Annotated in this window: 16 protein-coding genes; 7 read left to right on the forward strand and 9 right to left on the reverse strand. The window is 74.2% G+C overall.

All coding sequences use genetic code 11. From position 1 onward, the window contains the following. The first annotated feature begins 29 nt into the window (after positions 1–29). Positions 30–2,828, forward strand: a complete 2,799-nt coding sequence (locus BBH68_RS33120; protein ID WP_065967459.1) for an AfsR/SARP family transcriptional regulator — start codon at positions 30–32, stop codon at positions 2,826–2,828. A gap of 42 nt (positions 2,829–2,870) precedes the next feature. On the opposite strand, the gene BBH68_RS33125 is transcribed toward BBH68_RS33120, so the two are convergent. The 4 genes from BBH68_RS33125 to BBH68_RS33140 all read right to left on the reverse strand — a co-directional run bounded on the left by BBH68_RS33125 (position 2,871) and on the right by BBH68_RS33140 (position 6,043). Then, complete coding sequence (locus BBH68_RS33125) at positions 2,871–3,614, reverse strand: acetyltransferase-like protein (RefSeq protein ID WP_065967508.1); 744 nt, start codon at positions 3,612–3,614, stop codon at positions 2,871–2,873. 167 nt (positions 3,615–3,781) lie between these two features. Next, on the reverse strand, positions 3,782–4,612 hold the full coding sequence (locus BBH68_RS33130; protein WP_065967460.1) for an SAM-dependent methyltransferase: 831 nt from the start codon (positions 4,610–4,612) through the stop codon (positions 3,782–3,784). 54 nt (positions 4,613–4,666) lie between these two features. After that, positions 4,667–4,990 carry a hypothetical protein gene (locus tag BBH68_RS33135; RefSeq protein ID WP_065967461.1) on the reverse strand — a complete coding sequence of 108 codons (324 nt, stop codon included), beginning with the start codon at positions 4,988–4,990 and terminating at the stop codon, positions 4,667–4,669. Positions 4,991–5,155: 165 nt separating this feature from the next. Beyond that, positions 5,156–6,043, reverse strand: a complete 888-nt coding sequence (locus BBH68_RS33140) for an alpha/beta fold hydrolase (RefSeq protein WP_065967462.1) — start codon at positions 6,041–6,043, stop codon at positions 5,156–5,158. Between the two features lie 232 nt (positions 6,044–6,275). Here BBH68_RS33140 and BBH68_RS33145 point away from each other — a divergent pair, with 232 nt between their 5' ends. Beyond that, entirely contained in the window at positions 6,276–7,226 is a 951-nt protein-coding gene (locus BBH68_RS33145) for a sensor histidine kinase (RefSeq protein ID WP_065967463.1), read from the forward strand. Between the two features lie 32 nt (positions 7,227–7,258). Here BBH68_RS33145 and BBH68_RS33150 read toward each other — a convergent pair whose 3' ends face one another. From BBH68_RS33150 to BBH68_RS33160, 3 genes are read right to left on the reverse strand one after another with little or no spacing between them, the layout of a single operon-like run. Continuing rightward, positions 7,259–7,942, reverse strand: coding sequence for an alpha/beta fold hydrolase (locus BBH68_RS33150; protein WP_065967464.1), 684 nt, complete (start codon positions 7,940–7,942; stop codon positions 7,259–7,261). Positions 7,943–7,952: 10 nt separating this feature from the next. Further along, positions 7,953–9,089 carry an FAD-dependent monooxygenase gene (locus BBH68_RS33155; RefSeq protein WP_065967465.1) on the reverse strand — a complete coding sequence of 379 codons (1,137 nt, stop codon included), beginning with the start codon at positions 9,087–9,089 and terminating at the stop codon, positions 7,953–7,955. 2 nt (positions 9,090–9,091) lie between these two features. Then, the gene (locus BBH68_RS33160) at positions 9,092–9,463 is read right to left on the reverse strand and encodes a YybH family protein (protein WP_065967466.1); all 372 of its coding nucleotides are present in this window, start codon (positions 9,461–9,463) and stop codon (positions 9,092–9,094) included. Between the two features lie 184 nt (positions 9,464–9,647). On the opposite strand from BBH68_RS33160, the gene BBH68_RS33165 reads away from it, so the two are divergent. Further along, positions 9,648–10,526, forward strand: coding sequence for a LysR family transcriptional regulator (locus BBH68_RS33165; protein ID WP_065967467.1), 879 nt, complete (start codon positions 9,648–9,650; stop codon positions 10,524–10,526). Between the two features lie 30 nt (positions 10,527–10,556). Here BBH68_RS33165 and BBH68_RS33170 read toward each other — a convergent pair whose 3' ends face one another. Continuing rightward, positions 10,557–11,462: an endonuclease/exonuclease/phosphatase family protein gene (locus BBH68_RS33170; RefSeq protein ID WP_065967468.1), complete on the reverse strand. Its 906-nt coding sequence runs from the start codon at positions 11,460–11,462 to the stop codon at positions 10,557–10,559. Between the two features lie 280 nt (positions 11,463–11,742). Here BBH68_RS33170 and BBH68_RS33175 point away from each other — a divergent pair, with 280 nt between their 5' ends. Genes BBH68_RS33175 through BBH68_RS33185 form a run of 3 tightly spaced genes read left to right on the forward strand, consistent with a single transcriptional unit; the run spans position 11,743 to position 14,647 of the window. Continuing rightward, positions 11,743–12,912 (forward strand): acyltransferase family protein, encoded by a 1,170-nt coding sequence (locus tag BBH68_RS33175; protein ID WP_245738424.1) that lies wholly within the window; start codon positions 11,743–11,745, stop codon positions 12,910–12,912. 45 nt (positions 12,913–12,957) lie between these two features. Further along, positions 12,958–14,349 (forward strand): nicotinate phosphoribosyltransferase, encoded by a 1,392-nt coding sequence (locus BBH68_RS33180; RefSeq protein WP_065967469.1) that lies wholly within the window; start codon positions 12,958–12,960, stop codon positions 14,347–14,349. A gap of 10 nt (positions 14,350–14,359) precedes the next feature. Then, positions 14,360–14,647 (forward strand): DUF1876 domain-containing protein, encoded by a 288-nt coding sequence (locus BBH68_RS33185; RefSeq protein ID WP_065967470.1) that lies wholly within the window; start codon positions 14,360–14,362, stop codon positions 14,645–14,647. 43 nt (positions 14,648–14,690) lie between these two features. On the opposite strand, the gene BBH68_RS33190 is transcribed toward BBH68_RS33185, so the two are convergent. Next, a complete protein-coding gene (locus BBH68_RS33190) occupies positions 14,691–16,127 on the reverse strand; it encodes a S1 family peptidase (RefSeq protein ID WP_065967471.1) in 1,437 nt (478 codons plus the stop codon). A gap of 284 nt (positions 16,128–16,411) precedes the next feature. Here BBH68_RS33190 and BBH68_RS33195 point away from each other — a divergent pair, with 284 nt between their 5' ends. After that, positions 16,412–17,533 (forward strand): hypothetical protein, encoded by a 1,122-nt coding sequence (locus BBH68_RS33195; RefSeq protein WP_245738425.1) that lies wholly within the window; start codon positions 16,412–16,414, stop codon positions 17,531–17,533. Positions 17,534–17,545 lie beyond the last annotated feature (12 nt).

Raw genomic sequence — 17,545 nt, forward strand, 5'->3', positions numbered from 1 at the left:
GCTCGGTCCGGGGGCCTCGGAGGTAACGGGTGCGGTATCGGGTCCTGGGAGCCCTGGAAGTGCGCGGCGGCGACCGATGGATCTCCCTCGGCCCCGCCAAGTGGCGCATGCTGCTCGCGGTGTTGCTGTGCCACGCCAACCGGACCGTGCCCACCGAGCGGCTCCTGGACGAACTGTGGGGCGAGGAGGGACAGCCGCGCAGCGCCGGGAAGTTGCTCCAGACCTATGTCTCGCGGCTGCGGCAGACCCTGGGTGACGAGTCGGGCGAGGTCCTGATCACCGACAAGCAGGGCTACAAGGCCCACGGCTACCGACTCGCCGTGGACGCCGCCGACTTCGACGCGCACCGGTTCGAGCAGCTGGTCGAGGAGGGGCGGCGCGGGCTGGACCGGGACGGCCCGGAGGCCGCCGCCGAGCGGCTGCGCGAGGCGCTGCGGCTGTGGCGCGGCGCCCCGTTCCAGGACGTGCCCCCGGCCCCCTCCGTACAGGCGGAGACCGCCCGGCTCACGGAGTTGCGCCTGCAGGCCGTGGACGCCCGGGTCGAGGCCGATCTGCGGTGCGGCCGCCACGCCTCGGTGCTGGGTGAGCTGGAGACGCTGACGGCCGAGCACCCCTTCCGGGAGGACCTGCGCGGCCGGCAGATGCTGGCGCTGTACCGGTCCGGACGGCAGGCCGACGCCCTGGCCGCGTACCGCGCGCTGCGCCGCTCGCTGGCCGAGGAGCTCGGCGTGGAGCCGACCCCGGCGCTGCAGCGGCTCCACCAGCGGATCCTGGCCGGCGACGAGGCCCTGATGCCGCCGCCGGAGCCCCGCGAGGAGCGACCCGCGCCCGCTCGCCGGGCCGCCTCCCGGGGCCCCCGGCAGCTTCCGCCCGCCAGCCCCGCCTTCACCGGGCGGCACGGCGAGGTCGCGGTGATACGGACCCTGCTCGAGGAACAGGACCGGCACGGGGCCGAGGGAGCCGGCGGGGCCGACGGCGGCGCGGGGGGCGCGAGCGGGCGTCCGGTGGTGATCGCGGCCATCGACGGCACCGGCGGGGTCGGCAAGTCGAGCCTGGCCATCCACGCCGCCCACCAGCTCGCCGACCGGTTCCCCGACGGCCAGCTCTACGTCGATCTGCACGGCGCGACGGCCGGGCTCACGGCCCTCGACCCCGGCGAGGTGCTCGGCCGGTTCCTGCGCGCCCTCGGGGTGGACGGCTCCCAGGTCCCCGGCGACACCGACGAGGCGTCCGCCCAGTTCCGCTCCCTGGCGGCGGGCCGGCGGCTGCTGGTGATCCTGGACAACGCCGCCTCCGTGGAGCAGGTCCGCCCGCTGCTGCCGGCCGGACCCGGCTGCAGCGCGCTGGTCACCAGCCGCGAGATGCTCACCACGCTGGAGGGCGCCACCCATCTGCACCTGGACGTCCTCCCCCGCGACCAGGCCGTCGCACTGCTGGAGCGGATCGTCGGCGCGGAGCGGGTCCGGGCCGAGCCGGAGGAGGCCGAGGCCATCACCCGGCTGTGCGGCGGCCTGCCGCTGGCCCTGCGGATCGCCGGGGCCCGGCTGGCCGCCCGCCCCGGCCGCTCCCTGCGCTCCCTGGTGACCAAGCTGACCGACGCGCGCCGCCGGCTGGACGAGCTGAGCTTCGGCGACCTGGCCGTCCGTACCAGCTTCCAGGTCAGCTACGACGGCTTCCGCGAGGGCCGGCGCTCCGACGACCAGGACGCGGCGCGCGCGTTCCGACTGCTCAGCGCCCTGCCCGGGCCGGATGTGAGCCTGCCGGTGGCCACCGCCCTGCTGGGCCTCACCCCCGGCCGGACCGAGGGCGCCCTGGAGCGGCTGGTCGACGCACAGCTCCTGGAGAGCCCGGACTCGATCCGCTACCACATGCACGACCTGCTCAGACTGTTCGCGTCCGAGCGGGCGGAGCAGGAGGACTCCGAGGCCGAGCGGTCGGCCGCGGTGGCGCGCGGGCTGTCCTGCTACCTGGCCACCGCGCAGCAGGCGGTCACCCTGCTCGATCCGCTCCGCCCCTGGCCCCGGCACCCCGCCGACGGCGCCGCGGTCCCGCTCTCCGACGGCGCGGAGGCGGAGGCCTGGCTGAAGGCGGAGCTGCGCAATCTGCTGGCCGCCGTCGCCTACGCCGTGGACGGGCCGGAGCCGGTCGCGCGCCTCGGCGTGCGGCTGGCCCAGTCCTTGCAGTGGTTCCTCTATCCGCGGGCCCACGCCCAGGACCTCCAGACGGTCAACGAGCTGGCCATCCAGGCCGCCCACCGCCTCGGCGACCTGGAGAGCGAGGCGTGGGGCCTCGACCACCTCGCGGGCGCGCACTGGCTGCGGCGCGCGTACGGGGAGGTGCGGGCGTGTCTGGAAGACGCACTGGAGATCTGGCGCGAGCTGGGCCACCACGAGGGCGAGCTGCGGTCCCTGTGCAACCTCGCCGACGCGCTGTGCGAGCTGGGGCTCCACGAGGAGGCCATCGAGGTGCAGCAGGGCCAGCTCGCCCTGGCCCGGAAGACCGGCGACCTGGCGGCCGAGGTGATCGGCCTGGGCAACCTGGGCCGGGCCCACCGCGGTCTCGGCCGGCCCGAGGAGGCCCTGACCTGCTTCAAGGAGAGCCTGGAGGGCGCCCGGCGGGCCGGCAACATCCACCACGAGGGGTTCGCCCTGTACGAGATGGGGATCACGTACATGGAGCAGGGCAGATTCACCGAGGGCCGGACACACCTGGACCAGGCCCTGCCGGTGTGGAAGCAGCCGGGCACCTATGAGAGCTGGCGCGGGCACACCTGGAGCGGGCTCTTCCCCGCCTGTATGACCCTGGACATCGGGCCCGGGCCGCGCTGAGCCGCGCGGCCCGCCGAGCCCTCCCGGGTGCGCCCCGGGCCCTCAGGCGGAGCGCGGGCGCAGGCGGTGGCGGATCCACACGTTGGGTTCGACGTAGACCGCGTGGTCATGGGCGGTGTCGCAGCGCACCGGCACCAGGGCGCCGTCCACCTCGACCTCGCCGTCGCGATCGAAGGGCAGGCCGGTCCAGAGCCGCCACTGCGCCAGGGACGCGCTGACCGTCATCGACGCCGGAGCGATCTTCTCGACGGTGCCGCCGGCCTTGACGTGCACCCGTACCCAGGGGTCGCTGGGCAGCCCGTCGTCGCGCCGCCGGGCGAGGTAGTCGGCCATGAGGACGTGCGGCTCCCGGTGCTTGGCCGTGGGGCGCACGGGGGCGAGGAGCGCGTCGTGGCCCTGGTGTGCGACCGCGTCGCACAGGGCCTCCAGCATCCGGTAGGACAGACCGCGGCCGAGGTAGTCGGCGTCCACGGTGATTTCCAGGGCGCTGGCCGCCGTGGTCGGATGCCCGCCGCGGCGGTCGCGGAACGCCCAGGCCAGCACGCGGTCCCAGCCCTGGTCCGGCATCTCCTCGCGGCCGTCGAGTTCGGCGTTGAAGGGGACGGCGAACCCCCGCGCGACGACCCGGTCGCCGTCGGTGGCCACCACGCAGTACTCGGGGAACTCCTCCACCACCCGGGACATCAGGGCGTTGGCGACCAGGTCGTGGGCGATGAAGGTGGGCCAGGCCTCGGAGATCTCGTAGACGCGGTCGGTCAGCGAGGGACGGTCGGCGAGCCGGGTGATCCGGAGGCCGTCGGTGCCCGCGCCGCTGCCGGTGCCGGCGTCAGGGCCGGCGTCGGTGTGAGTGTTGGTGTCCGTGTGAGTGTTGGTGTCTGTCACGGCCGGGAACGCTGCCACAACCGGGGCTCGGTGCCAAATGTTTTCCCTGGTCGAGCGGTCCCCGGGCCGCACTATGCCTTGCGGGCGACTCCGCCGTACGCCCAGACGCGGGACGGGTCGTGCTCGGCCCCGATGCCCGGCCGCCACAGGGGCAGTTGCACCAGGCCCGGCTCCAGGAGGTCGAGCCCGGCGAAGAACTCCTGGATCCCCGCCCGGTCGCGGGCCGCGGACGAGACGGGGGTGGTGAAGCCGGACCAGTCCCGGTACGGGTTCTCGGTGAAGTCGCCGGTGACATGGGACAGGATCAGACAGCTGCCCGGCGCGGCCCAGTCCATCAGCCGCGCGACCAGGCCCCACGGGTCGTCCGCGTCGGCGATGTAGTCGAGGACGAAGGTCAGCACGATCGCCACCGGTTGCCGCGGGTCCAGCAGCCGGCGCAGCTCGTCGTGGTCCAGGATCCGCTCGGGGGTGCGCAGATCGGCCCTGATGGTGGTGGTGCCGGAGCCGGTCAGCAGGGCCCGGCCGTGGCTGGCCACGATGGGATCGTTGTCCACGTAGACCACCCGGGCCCGTGGTTCGACCGCCCGCGCGACCTCGTGCACGTTCGGGTTCACCGGCAGGCCCGCGCCGATGTCCAGGAACTGGTCGATGCCCTCGCCGGCCACGTGGCGCACCGCGCGGGCCAGGAAACGCCGGTTGGACAGGGCGGTGTCCCGGACCTCCGGCGCGATCCGCAGGAACCGCTGGGCCTGCTCGTAGTCGGCGAGGTAGTTGTCCTTGCCGCCGACCAGATAGTTGTAGACCCGGGCCGGATTGGCCGCACGGCCCTGGGGGTGACCGTCCGCGGCCTGCTGCCGGCTCCCCGGTGTCCTGAGACCGATCCCGGCCCCGCTGCTGTTCATCCCGAATTCCCCTGCCACGAGCACTGCCACCGCCTCACCGCATGCCGATACGTGTCACTGCCCGTGCGGCGCGAGTCCGGGCCGCCAGGTGACCGTTTCCCGCGGGCCCGGCTCGGCCCAGGCGAGCGGGGCGCGGGACCACAGGTGGAAGGGCAGATCGACATCCGCCCGCACCCGGCTGAGCTGCCCCCAGGAGTAGACGTCCGAGTGGACCGCCGCCGCCTGCAGCGCGGCTTCGAGGCAGGCACGGGCGGTCTTCTCCGCGCGGCAGGTGCCGCTCGGGCCGGATCCTTCCACTCCGCCGGAGACCTGGTAGGTGCTCCAGGCGTAGAGGGCTTCGCGCTCGGTGTGCTGTTGCTGGTGTTCGTCGACGTTCACAGGCCCTCTCCAGACGCGTCCCTATCGGGCGGCTGTAGCGATGCCTCCAGCATCGAAGAGGGCGGGGTAGCGGCGGTATAGCGGCGGTAAACCGGGCGGCGGGCCGGGTATACCGGCCCGCCGCCCGTGCCATGTCGCGCCCGGTGGCGGGGCGAACCGAGCCCCCTAGGAAACGGCGCCCAGCCAGGTGAGGATCTCCCGGTTGATCGCCTCGGGCCGCTCCAGGTGGAGGAAGTGTCCCGCCCCCTCGACCAGTTCGACGCGCGAGCCGGGCGGGAGGTTGTCCTTGGCGCTGCCGACCACGTCGGCGCCGATGCACCCGTCGGCGGTGCCGTGCAGGTAGAGGGTGGGCCGCTCGCCGGTCCGGGTGATGGCCTCCTGCTCGGCGGCGTACTTCTCCACGTGGCGCGAGGGGTCGAACAGGGCGCGGTAGTAGCCGATGGCGGCCTCGAGGTTGGCCGGCTCGCGCAGGCTCTCCTTGACGTGGGCGATGTCCTGCTCGGCGTGGTGGTAGCCCGGCGACCAGTCGCGCCACAGGCCGTCGATGAGCGCCATGTCGTGGGCCGCGACCCCCGCCTCGGCCAGCGGCGTCTGGAACAGGAAGATGTAGAACGACCGCTTGAACTGGTCGTAGTCGTAGTCGAAGAAGTCGGCCAGCACCCCGCCCAGCGGCGGGACGGCCATCGTCACGGCCCGCCGCCAGCGCTCGGGGGCGTGGGCGGTGGCGCCGTAGGCGGCGATCGCGCCCCAGTCGTGTCCGATGAGCACCGCGTCGCCGTCGCCGCCGAGCGCGTCGTGCAGCGCGTTGGCGTCGGAGGCGATCGCACCGGCCTGGTAGGCGCCGTCGGCGGGGATGCCGGTGGGCGCGTAGCCCCTCAGGAAGGGGGCGACGGCGTGGTAGCCCGCGTCGCCGAGGGCGGGCAGCAGATGGCGCCAGGTGTGCGCGGTGTCGGGGAAGCCGTGCAGGCAGAGTGCCAACGGCGCGTCAGCGGGGCCCGCTTCGAGATATGCGAACTCGAGATCATTGGCGTTGACGTATTTCAGCTGTGTCACGCCGGGATGCTATGCCACCCCCAGGTGCTCGTCCATGCGCCGACGCCACCCCCGTGGGGCGCCGCTCCACCCGGCCCATTCGTCCCGCAACGCCGTTGCGTTCAGGCATTGTTCGATGTTGAGGGTCCCCGTGCGGCGCGCGGCCGGGGGTGGCAGACTGCACACCACACCGTCCTGACATTCGAATGATGGACGCGCGTGCGATTTTCCGGCGCAGCCCGAGGGAGCCCCTATGACCGGCCAGAGCAGTGGAGTCGCGGAGCACCGCGGCTCCATGGTGCACCGCGGATTCCTCTACCACGACGAGGAGGAGGTGGTCTCGGTGTGCGTGCCCTTCCTGCGCGCGGGTCTCGAAGCCGACGACGCCGTGGTCGTGGTCGCCGCCAAGTCGAACGTCATCGCGCTGCGGGACGCCCTGGGCCAGGACGCCTCGTCGGTGCAGTTCGAGGACGCGCTCAACTGGTACCAGCACCCCGTGCGGACCATCGCCGCGTACGACGCCTACGTCAAGGCCGAGGCGCCCCGCCGGGCCCGGGTGATCGCCGAGCCGGTGTGGCAGGGGCGCACCCCGCTGGAGGTCGTGGAGTGGGCGCGCTACGAGTCCATCGTGAACGCCGCGTTCAGCAACTCCGGTGCCCACGCGATCTGTTGCTACGACCGGCGGGCGCTGCACCCGGAGATCCTCGGCTACGCGCGGCAGACCCACCCCGAGATCATCGACGGCCACGGGCCGCGCAGGAGCGAGGAGTACACCGACCCCGGCCCGTTCAGCGCCACCTGCGACCGGCGGCCGCTGCCCCGCGCCCCCCGGCTGGCCGAGACGTTGTCGATCAACCCGGCCGACCTGGACTCGACGCGGGTGTTCGCGGCCGAGCGGGCCGCTCGCCAGGGGCTGGCGGGCGACGCGCTGCGCGACATGGTGTCCGCCGTCGCCGAGGTGGCCACCACCGCCGTCCGGCACGGGAGCGCGCCGGCGGAGCTGCGGATGTGGACCGACAACGGCGACCTGGTCTGCGAGATGTCCGGCCCCGGCCACTGGTATCCGGACGCACTGTGGGGCTTCACTCCGCCGAGCGGCTCGGAGCCCGCCTTCGGGCTGTGGGGGGTGCGCATGCTGTGCGATGTGGTGCAGATGCAGACCGACGCGGACGGCACGACCATCAGGCTGCGCACCCGTATCTGAGCGGCCCGCGCGCCGCCCGGGTCGAACGAGGGTCAGTGGCCGGGCCCGGGCGGCGCCACGTCGAGCAGGATCTTCAGCAGGTCGTCCGGCACGTCCCGCATGAGGTTGTGCCGCCCCTCCAGCGGGTGCACCGTCCAGCTGGGGTCCTCGCGCAGCCGCTCGTAGGTGGGGGTGAACGGCGACGGGCCGTCCCAGAGCGTGGCGTACGCGTACTCCCGGCGCCGGAAGCGCCCGAGGTCGCCGGTGAGCCGGATCCGCTGGACGAGCGAGGCGAGCGGGTGGGCTGTGGCGCGGGGGTCGAAGAACGGCAGCGGCGGGACCGCGTAGCCGGTCTCCCCCGCGCTCAGGTACCACTCGTGCTCCGCCTCGGAGGTCAGCGTCCAGACGGAGTCGCCGTCCTCGGGCACGAACGCGTCCAGGTACACCAGGGAGTCCACCCGCTCCGGCACCCGGTCGGCCACCCCGGTGATCACCATCCCGCCGTAGCTGTGCCCCACCAGCACCACGCCCTCGAGCGATTCGGCCGTCAGCACGTCGACCACGTCCTGGATGTGGGTGTCGAGGTTCACCGTGCCGCTCATCGGCCGGGCGTGGTCGCCGAAGCCGGTCAGGGTGAGCGCGTGCGCGCGGTGGCCGTGCCGCCGCAGCCGGTCGTCGATCCGCTCGTAGCACCAGCCGCCGTGGCAGGCGCCGGGGACGAGTACGAAGGTGGCCATGTGACGCTCCTCAGTGCTGGTGGTCGGCGCGGGTGGCGCGCCGGTAGGTCGTGGTGACGCGGGCGAGTTCCTCCGGGGACCGCGCGTGCCACGAGCGCTGCATCTCGCGGTTGGCGGCGACGACGGCGGCGGTCGCCTCCCGTCGCTTGTTCTCGTAGGCCCTCAGGCCCCGGGGGATGTCGCGGGCGAGTTCGTCGGCCAGCACCCGGGCGTCGACGACGGTCTGCGAGGCACCGTTCGCCCCGACCGGGTACATGGGGTGCGCCGCGTCGCCGAGCAGGGTCACCCGCCCCCGGCCCCACGCCGGCAGCGGGTCGCGGTCGACCATCGGGTATTCGAGGATCGCCGGGCTGCCCGTGATGAGGTCGGACACGTCGAGCCCGCCCAGGGTCCAGCCGCCGAAGTGCTCCAGGACCTCCTCGGCGCGGCCGGGCTGGTTCCAGCTGGCGTCGCCGGGCAGCGGCCCGGGCTCGGCCACCGACACCATGGCCACCCAGTTGACCAGGGACGGGCCGAGGGGATAGGCGATCAGCTCGGCATTCCGGTCGCCGCGTGCGATGACCATCGAGCGGCCGTCGAGGAACGGCCCGGCCTCCGCCGCCCCGCGCCACATCCGCACCCCGGCCCACAGCAGCGGGCCCTGGTCGGGATGCAGCCGCGCGCGCACCGCGGAGTGCAGGCCGTCCGCGCCGACCAGCGCCTCGGCCTCGAACTCGGCCCCGGGAACCCGGACCCGGACCGCGTCGGTGTCCTGCTCGAAGTCCAGCAGCCGGGCGCCGGTGCGCACGGCGTGCGGGCCGAGCCGGTCGCGCACCGCGGCCAGCAGCAGCGACTGCAGCCGGCCCCGGTGCACCGAGTACTGCGGCCACCGGTAGCCCCCGGCCAGCCCGCGCTCCTCGGTGAACAGCGTGTTCCCCGCCTGGTCGCAGTACACGTTCCGCGTGGTGGCGACCCCGATGCGGGCGAGGTCGTCGCCGAGGCCGAGCGCGGTCAACTCCCCCACCGCGTGCGGCAGCAGGTTGACGCCCAGGCCCAGCGGGCGCAGTTCGCGGACGGCCTCGACCACGGTGGCCTCGATGCCCGCGGCGTGCAGGGCCAGGGCGGCGGTCAGCCCGCCGATCCCGGCCCCGGCGATGAGCACTCCCACGGTCAGTCCCTGATCTCGGGGCGGTCGATGACGCGCAGCCAGGTCCCGTCGGGCTGCCGGCGCACGACCTGGACCCGCCCGCCGGTGTTGTCGGCGGGGCGCGTGGAGGTGACGGCGAGGTCGCCGTTGCGGACGGTCGGCAGGGCCGGCTCCACCTCGAAGCGGGGCACCTGCGCGAGCATCCGCTCGAACACGGCGCGGATCGCCTCGCGGCCGACCGTCCGGGCCCCCGGAGGAAAGGCGAGCACGGCCTCGGGCTCGTACAGCTCGGCGAGGCCCTCGGCGTCCCCGGCGTTGGCCCGCTCCACGAACAGGCGGGCCAGGTCCTCGGGCTCGATGGCGCCCCGGCGGGTGGTGGTGGTCTGGGCGGCCATGGCTGCTCCTCAGCTCTGGGGTGCTGGTGTTCTCGCTGGCGTTCTCGCTGGCGTTCTTGCTGGTGTCCGGGGGTGTCCCGCTCCCTGACACCTCCACTCTGGAGCAGCCCGGATCAGAAGTCCAAGAGCTGGTTCTGCTGCACACCAGAAGCATTCGTTATGACGTGCCGATAGAGTTTCCGCCATGGAACTTCGGCAGCTCGAATACTTCGTGGCCGTGGTGGAAGAGGCCAACTTCACCCGGGCCGCGGAGCGGCTCCATGTGGCCCAGCCCGGCGTCAGCGCGCAGATCCGCCGCCTGGAACGCGAGCTCGGGCAGGAGCTGCTCGACCGCTCGGGGCGTTCGGTGCGGACCACCGAGGTGGGCGCGGCGGTCCTCCCCTACGCCCGGGCGGCGCTCGCCGCGGTCTCCGGGGTGCGGCTCACCGTCGAGGAACTGACCGGGCTGGTCCGCGGGCATGTCGCCATCGGCACGGTGACCTCCCACAACGTCGATCTGCCCACGCTGCTGGCGGACTTCCACGAGGACCACCCGGCGGTGGAGATCACCCTCACCGAGGACAGCTCCGACCGGCTCGTCGAGGGGCTGCGCGGCGGCCGGCTGGACGCGGCCGTCATCGCCTTCGGCACCACGCCCCCACCCGGTCTCGCCCTCCACATCGTCACCGAGGAGCCGGTGGTCGCGGCCGTCGGCCCCGACCACGAACTGGCGAAGCGGTCGACGATCCCCCTCGACGCCCTGCGCGACCAGGTGCTGATCAGCCTCCCGCGGGGCACCGGCATCCGCTCCCTGCTCAACGAGGCCTGCGCCGCCGCCGGCTTCACCCCGCACATCGCCTTCGAGGCCGGCACCCCCACGGTGCTCGCCCAGCTCGCGGCGCGCGGGCTGGGCATCGCGATCGTGCCCGAGGGCATCGCGAAGAGACGCGACGACCTGCGCGCGCTCACCATCACCCGCCCCGCGCTGCGCGGCGCCCTCGCGCTCGCCTGGCGCGCCGAAGGCCCCGTCAGCCCCGCCGCCCGCGCCCTCATCGGACGCGCGCGACGGCTGCTCGGGGCCTGAGGCCTCACAGAAGGGCGGACGGGCGGACGGCTACGCCCCGAGCTCCAGGACGGCCTGCACCGGAAGGTGATCGCTGGGGAACTGGCCGTCACGGGAGTAGGTGTTGATGGCGGCGTAGTGGGTGCGCACGCTCGGCGAGGTGAGAATCCAGTCGATCCGGTCGCCGTCCGGGACCAGCGGACGGTAGCCGTGGAAGGTCGCGTACTGCGCGCCGCGCCGCTCGGCGGCGTCCCAGGCGTCGACGAGGGAGCCACCGCCGAGCATCGCGTCGTAGACCGGGTTGCCGTGGGCGGCGACGTTGAAGTCGCCGGTGACGATGCGGGGCAGGGCCGCGTCCAGGCCGCCGAGCCGCTCGGTGATCAGCGCGGCGGCGCGCTCACGGGCGGGCTGGCTGCGGTGGTCGAGGTGGGTGTTGAGGGCGTAGAACTGCCCGCCGGTGCGCCGGTCGTGGAAGCGGACCCAGGTGACCATACGGACCACGGCCCCGCCCCAGGTGTTGGAACCGATCACATACGGGGTGTCGGACAGCCAGAAGTGGTCGTATTCCAGCGGTTCCAGCCGACCGGTGTCATAGAAGACGGCCATGAACTCATCGCGGCTGCCGCCCGCCCGCCCCGTGCCCAGCCAGTCGTAGCGCGGCCCGAGATCGTGTGCGATGTCCCTGAGCTGGCCGTACAGCCCCTCCTGGGTGCCCAGCAGATGGGGTGCCTCGTGGCGCAGCAGCTCCCGCATCACCGGGCGGCGCGCCGCCCAGGAGTTGGGCTCGGTGTCGGAGGCGAAGCGGAGGTTGAAGGTCATGACGCGCAGCCGCGTGTCATGCCGCGGGCCGGAGGCGGCCGCGGCGGCCTCCTGGGACGTGGCGGCGAGCGGCAGGACGAGGGCCGCGGCGGCCGCGGCGCGCATACCGTGGCGACGGCTGAACACAGGTGCGGGCATGGCTCCTCCGTGAGGTCCGGCGAGGCCCCCGAGTCTGGTGCCTCGCGGTGTGGGCGAAGTGACCTGCGGTGACCGTGCTTCGAAACGTAGGACTACCCGTGGATGGCCGCCGATCCACCGCCCCAGGGGCCGCTGTTGCCGCTTGGCACACTATTTCCAAACGGCACAACGGCAGCGGGGCCGCATGAGAAGGGCCGCACCGGGCAGACGCCCCCGGGTCCGATGACGATCCGCTCGAGGGTGCCCGGGAGACACAGTGCAGCAGGACAGTCCCGCGCGTGTGCCGACGCCGCCGACCGACGCTCCGCTCCGGGGCGGGGGGTCGGGCGGCCGGACGCGCGATCCGTACTTCGACAACGCGAAGTACCTCACCATCGTGCTGGTGGCCTGCGGTCACGCCTGGGAGCCGCTCACCTACGGCAGCCGGGCCGTCACCGCGGTCTATCTCACGGTCTACGCCTTCCACATGCCGGCCTTCGCGCTGATCTCGGGCTATTTCTCGCGCGGTTTCGACCCGGGGCCCAAACGGCTGCGGCGGCTGTTGACCGGGGTCGCCGCGCCGTACGTCGTCTTCGAGGTCGCGTACACCCTGTTCTACCGGTGGGCGCAGGACGACCCGGGCTATCCGATCAGCCTGCTCGACCCCTGGTATGTGATGTGGTTCCTGGTGGCGCTGTTCATCTGGCGGCTCACCACCCCGCTGTGGCTGGCCCTGCGCCATCCGGTGCCGGTCTCGCTGGTCCTGGCCGTCCTCGCCTCGGTCTCCCCGGAGATGGGCGGCGATCTCGCCCTCCAGCGGGTGCTGGCGTTTCTGCCCTTCTTCGTCCTGGGGCTGTCGCTGCGGCCGGAGCACTTCGCACGGCTGCGCACCCGGCGCGCCCGGCTGGCCGCGCTGCCGGTCGGCGCGGGGGCGCTGATCGCGGCGTACGCGGTGGCCCCCCGGCTCGACGCGGGGTGGTTCTACCACCGCGGGAGCGTGGCGGGGCTGGGGGTGCCGGCCTGGGCGGGGGTGTTCACCACGCCCGCGCTCTTCCTGCTGGCGCTGGTGCTGACGGCCGCGTTCCTGGCCTGGGTGCCCCGGCGGCGGCTGTGGATCACCGCGCTCGGCACCGGGACGATGTACGGCTATCTGCTGCACGGCTTCGTGATCAAGTCGTCCCGGTTCTGGGGGTGGTACGACCACCCCTGGCTGCACACCCCCCTCGGCGAGCTGACGGTCACCGCCGCCGCCATCGCGATGATCACCGTGTTGTGCACCGCCCCCGTACGGCGCCTCTTCCGTCCCCTGGTCGAGCCCCGGATGGCCTGGGCCTTCCGGCGCGAGGCCGGACGACCGGACCGGAACGCCCCCGCGAGCAACGAGAACACCGCGAGCACAGAGAGCACCGCGAGCACCCGGAAAGCCACGAATACGGTGGAGCGCGCCAAAGCAGGGCAGAACACTCACTAAAGTGGGTGATACCGGCACGGAGCGGGCACTGAGGAGGTGCCGTCGATGTCCGAGGCGACGACCACCGACCTCTACGAGGTCACCATGGCGATGTCCTATCTGCGCGAGGGGATGACCGGACCGGCCACCTTCAGCCTCTTCGTCCGGGACCTGCCGCCCGACCGCGGCTTCCTGGTGGCCGCGGGCCTGGAGTCCGGCCTGGACTTCCTGGCCGGCTACCGCGTCGGCCCCGAGGACGTGGCGGACTTCGCCGCGGTGCTGCACCGGCCGGCCGAGGATCTGCGGCCGCTGCTCGGGCTCGCCTTCGACGGCGAGGTGCGGGCGGTGCCGGAGGGCCGGGTGGTGCACGCCGGGGAACCCCTGCTGGAGGTCACCGCACCGCTGCCGGTCGCCCAGCTGGTCGAGACGTACCTGCTCAACCGGCTCAGCCACCAGACCGCGATCGCCTCCAAGGCCGTCCGGTGCGTCCTCGCGGCGGCGGGACACCCCGTCGTGGACTTCTCGCTGCGCCGCACCCACGGGCCCGAGGCCGGCTTCCACGCCGCGCGGCTCGGCGGGGTCGTGGGGTTCGCCGGAACGAGCAATGTGGCGGCCGCCCGTGCCGAGGGGCTGCCGGCGGTGGGCACGATGGCCCACTCGTTCGTGGAGGCCTTCGACTCGGAGGAGGCGGCCTTCCGGGCCTTCGCCCGCGCCCACCCCGGACCGGTGACGCTGCTGGTGGACACGTACGACACCGAGTCGGGGGTGCGCGCGGCGGCGCGCGTGCTGCGCGACCTGGACGGGGGCGCCCGGGGCCCCGGCTCGGCGGTCCGGCTCGACAGCGGGGACCTCGCCCTCCTGGCCGGGCGGGCGCGCGACATCCTCGACGCCGCCGGACTGGCGGATGTGGGGATCGTGGCCAGCGGCGGGCTCGACGAGTACGCGGTGGACGACCTGGTCCGCTCCGGGGCGCCCATCGACGTCTACGCGGTCGGCACCCGCGTCGGGGTCTCCGCCGACGCCCCGTACCTGGACTCGGCCTACAAGATGGTCGCGTACGACGGGCGGCCGGTGATGAAGCTCTCCCCCGCGAAGGTCACCGCCCCCGGCCCCAAGCAGGTCTTCCGCCGCGCCGGGCGGCCGGACGTGATCGGCGTGGCGGACGAGGACCCCGCCCGGTACGGCCGGCCGGTGCTGGAGACGGTGATGCGGGACGGCCGGCGCACCCGCGGGCGCGCCACCTTGGCGGAGTGCCGGCAGCGGCTCCGCGCCGACCTGGCGGACCTCTCGCACCCGGCCCGCCGGATCCGCGCCCCCGCCGCCCAGCGCCCCCTCGTCTCCGAGCGCCTGGCCGCGTTGGAGGAGGAGGTGCGCGGCCGTATCGGCCGCGAGCTGGACGCCGTCGCCGCGTGGGCCGGGCCGCCCCGCCCCGAAACACACCCGACCACCATCAGGTGAGGAGTCGGCCATGCCGCACACCGTGGAATGGAAGGTCCACCTCTACCTCTACGAGGACGAGGGAACGACGAAGGCGCGCGTGGTGCTCGACACGAGGGACACCTCGTTCACCGGCCGGGGCGTCGCCCGGTGCGCCCCCGAGGACCGCGACGTCCCCGAGATCGGCGACGAGCTGGCGGCCGGGCGGGCGATGCACGACCTGGGCGAGCAGTTGCTGATCGCCGCGGAACGCGACATCGAGGGCGAGGTGGCCGCGCGCCGGCCGCGGATCCGGCCGGCGCCCGGATGGGCCCTGTGACCCGGCGCCGGGCCGACGTCCCGGCGCCGCAGCGCCCGCCGGGTCACCCCCACCGCGTCGAGTAGCCGCGGTACCGCCGCCGGCCCGGCCGGATGACCAGGGTGGCGAGGAACCCGAGGAGGCCCGCGCCGACGAGCGCCAGCCCCGGGCCGAGGCGCTGGGCGTAGCCGACGATCCCGGCGAGCGTCGAGGTGTCGCCCTGGGTGCCCGGAATGATCGGGGCCACCGGCTGGGAGGGAGCCCCCGGCCGGTCCGGAGCCCCGGGCCGGTCCTGGGCCCCCGGCCGGTCCTGGGCGCCGGCGCCGGAGCCGTCGGTGGGGGCGGTGGGGGCGGTGGGCGCGGCGCCGGCGGCGTCGCCGTCGCTCGCGGGGGCGTCCGGGATCCTCACGCCGAGGGCCGTGAGTGCTTTGGTCACGGGCTGGAAGAAGGTGACGCCCCCGCTCGTGCAGTCGCCGGTACCGCCGGAGGTCACCCCGAGCGCCGTGTTCCGGTCGAAGAGCGGGCCCCCGCTGTCTCCGGGCTCGGCGCACACATTGGTCTGGATGAGGCCGCTGACGGTGCCCTCCGGGTAGTTCACCGTCGCGTTCAGCGCGGTCACCTCGCCGGAGCGCAGCCCGGAGGTGCTGCCGCTGCGGAAGACCTTCTGGCCGACGACCGGATCGCCGGCGGCGGTGATCCGCACGACCTGGCCGTCCCCGGCGTTCAGCACGCTGCTCTGGTCCGAGGCGGGGTTCCGGTAGCGCACGAGGGAGAAGTCGCTTCCGGGGAAGTCGCTCCTGACCGTCGTGCCGACGCCGGCCGTGCCCTGGCTGTCCGCGAACCAGGCGGTGCCGTTCGGGCCGCAGTGCCCCGCCGTCAGGATGTAGCCGGACTGGCCGTCGGTGACGTTGAAACCGGCCGAGCAGCGCCCGCCCCGGGTGAAGATCGGCTCGGCGCCGGCGGTCCGGGTGGTGAACGAGCCGGTGGTGCGCTCCATGCGCACCTCCCCGCCGATGCCGGCGGCGACGCCCTTCATCCGCGTCCACTGGTCGGCGGAGACGGTGCTGTCGCCGAGCACCACCACCTTGTTGGCCGTGGCGTCCACCGCCCACGCGGTCCCGGCCACCCGGGGGGCCCGCCGCAGCGTCTCGGCCGCCGAGCGCAGCCGCCGCATGCTGTACCGCACCTGCTTGGCCCGCGCCCCCGCCCGGTCGACCTCGGCGGCCGCGGCCGCGTCGGTCACCGCGACCACCGCCCTTCCGTCGGCGCCGATCCAGCTGCCCGCCGTACGGGAGGCGCCGAGCCGGTCCACCAGGCTCCTGGCCAGCCGGGCCTCCGGGGGGCCCGGGGTGTCCTGGAGGACCCGGGCGGGCCGGCCACCGGGCCCCTGGGCGGGCGATCCGTCCGCCGCGGCCTGAGAGACCATCAGTCCGCCGCAGACCACTGCCCCGATGGCCACGAGGCGTGCGACACGGTGCGCGCTGCGCCGCGGATGTCCCACCACCTGCCTCCTCACGTCGTTCCGGCACGTCGTTTCCCGCACGTCGGTCCAGCACCGCGCCGCCGCTCGGCCGCCAGGGGCCACACCGGCACGGCCCCCTTCCATACGGACCGCCGCGCCGTTCCGCTCACCGCGGCGCCGGACGGCCCTGAAATGTGCCGTCGATCGTGCCGTCGGTCGTTTCGGGTGCCGCGTTTGTGGAAGTCGCAGGGCACGGGGGGACTGATCGGCACACAGGACACGCAGGTGCCCGGCCCCCGTCCGGGCACCACGGAGGGAGGAACGTGGCTCATCGCACGCCCCGGCACCCGGTACCGGACCCGACACCGCCCGGCGAGGTGGCCGACGACACCGCCGAGGCCACCGGCCCCGCCGCGGACACCGCCGGGCGGCTGTCCCCCCGGGGCGCGCCATCGCCCACCCGGCGTGGGCTGCTCGCGGCGACGGCGGCGGCCGGCCTGGGCGCGCTGGCCGGGTGCGCCGGGCAGGAGGCCGAGTCCGCGTCCGGCCCGTCCCCGTCCCCGTCCTCGTCCTCGTCCTCGTCCAGGAGCGGCGGCGCGGGCGCCCCCTCCCCCGGCCCGTCCCCGTCGCGGCGGCCGGCCAGGCGGCGTCCCGAACTCCCGCGCGGCGGGCGGCGGCTGTCCCGCTACCGGCTGGTCGGCTACTGCGGCCTGCCCGGCGCCGCCGCGCTCGGCCGCCTCGGCACCGGGGACCTCGGCGACCGCATCGCCCAGATCGAGAGGACCGCCCGCGCCTACGCCATCGACCGGGAGCCGCTGCCTGTCCTCGAACTCCTGGCGACCGTCGCGCAGGGCACGGCGGGCCCGGACGGCGGCTACCGCTCGCGCACCCCCGCGGCGACGATCCGCCGCTTCCACCGGGCGGCCCGGCGCCAACGCGCCCTGTTGCTGCTGAACGTCCAGCCGGGCCGCGCGCCGGTGCTCGACGAGGTGAAGGCCCTGCGCGAGTGGCTGGTCCACCCCGATGTGGGGCTGGCGCTCGACCCGGAGTGGCAGATGGGCCCGGGTGAGGTGCCCGGCCACCGCTACGGCCACACCACGGGCGGTGAGCTGACCCGGGTGGCCCGCTATCTGTCCGGCCTCGTCGCCGACCACGACCTGCCGGAGAAGCCGCTGGTGTTCCACCAGGTCGCCGAGTCCGTGGTGCGGGACCAGTCCGCCCTGCGCCCCCAGCCCGGGGTGGTGATGATCAAGAGCGCCGACGGCATCGGCTCGCCGGGCATGAAGCGGGAGACCTGGCGCCGCCTCGTCGCGGACCTGCCCGACGGACTGCGCACCGGCTTCAAGCTCTTCTACGACGAGGACACCCAGGGCGGCGGCTCGCTGATGACCCCGGAAGACGTGCTCGCCCTCCGGCCGCGGCCGGACTACGTCATGTACGAGTGAGTCACGTCGACG

The organism is Streptomyces sparsogenes, from assembly GCF_001704635.1.
Lineage (GTDB): Bacteria > Actinomycetota > Actinomycetes > Streptomycetales > Streptomycetaceae > Streptomyces > Streptomyces sparsogenes.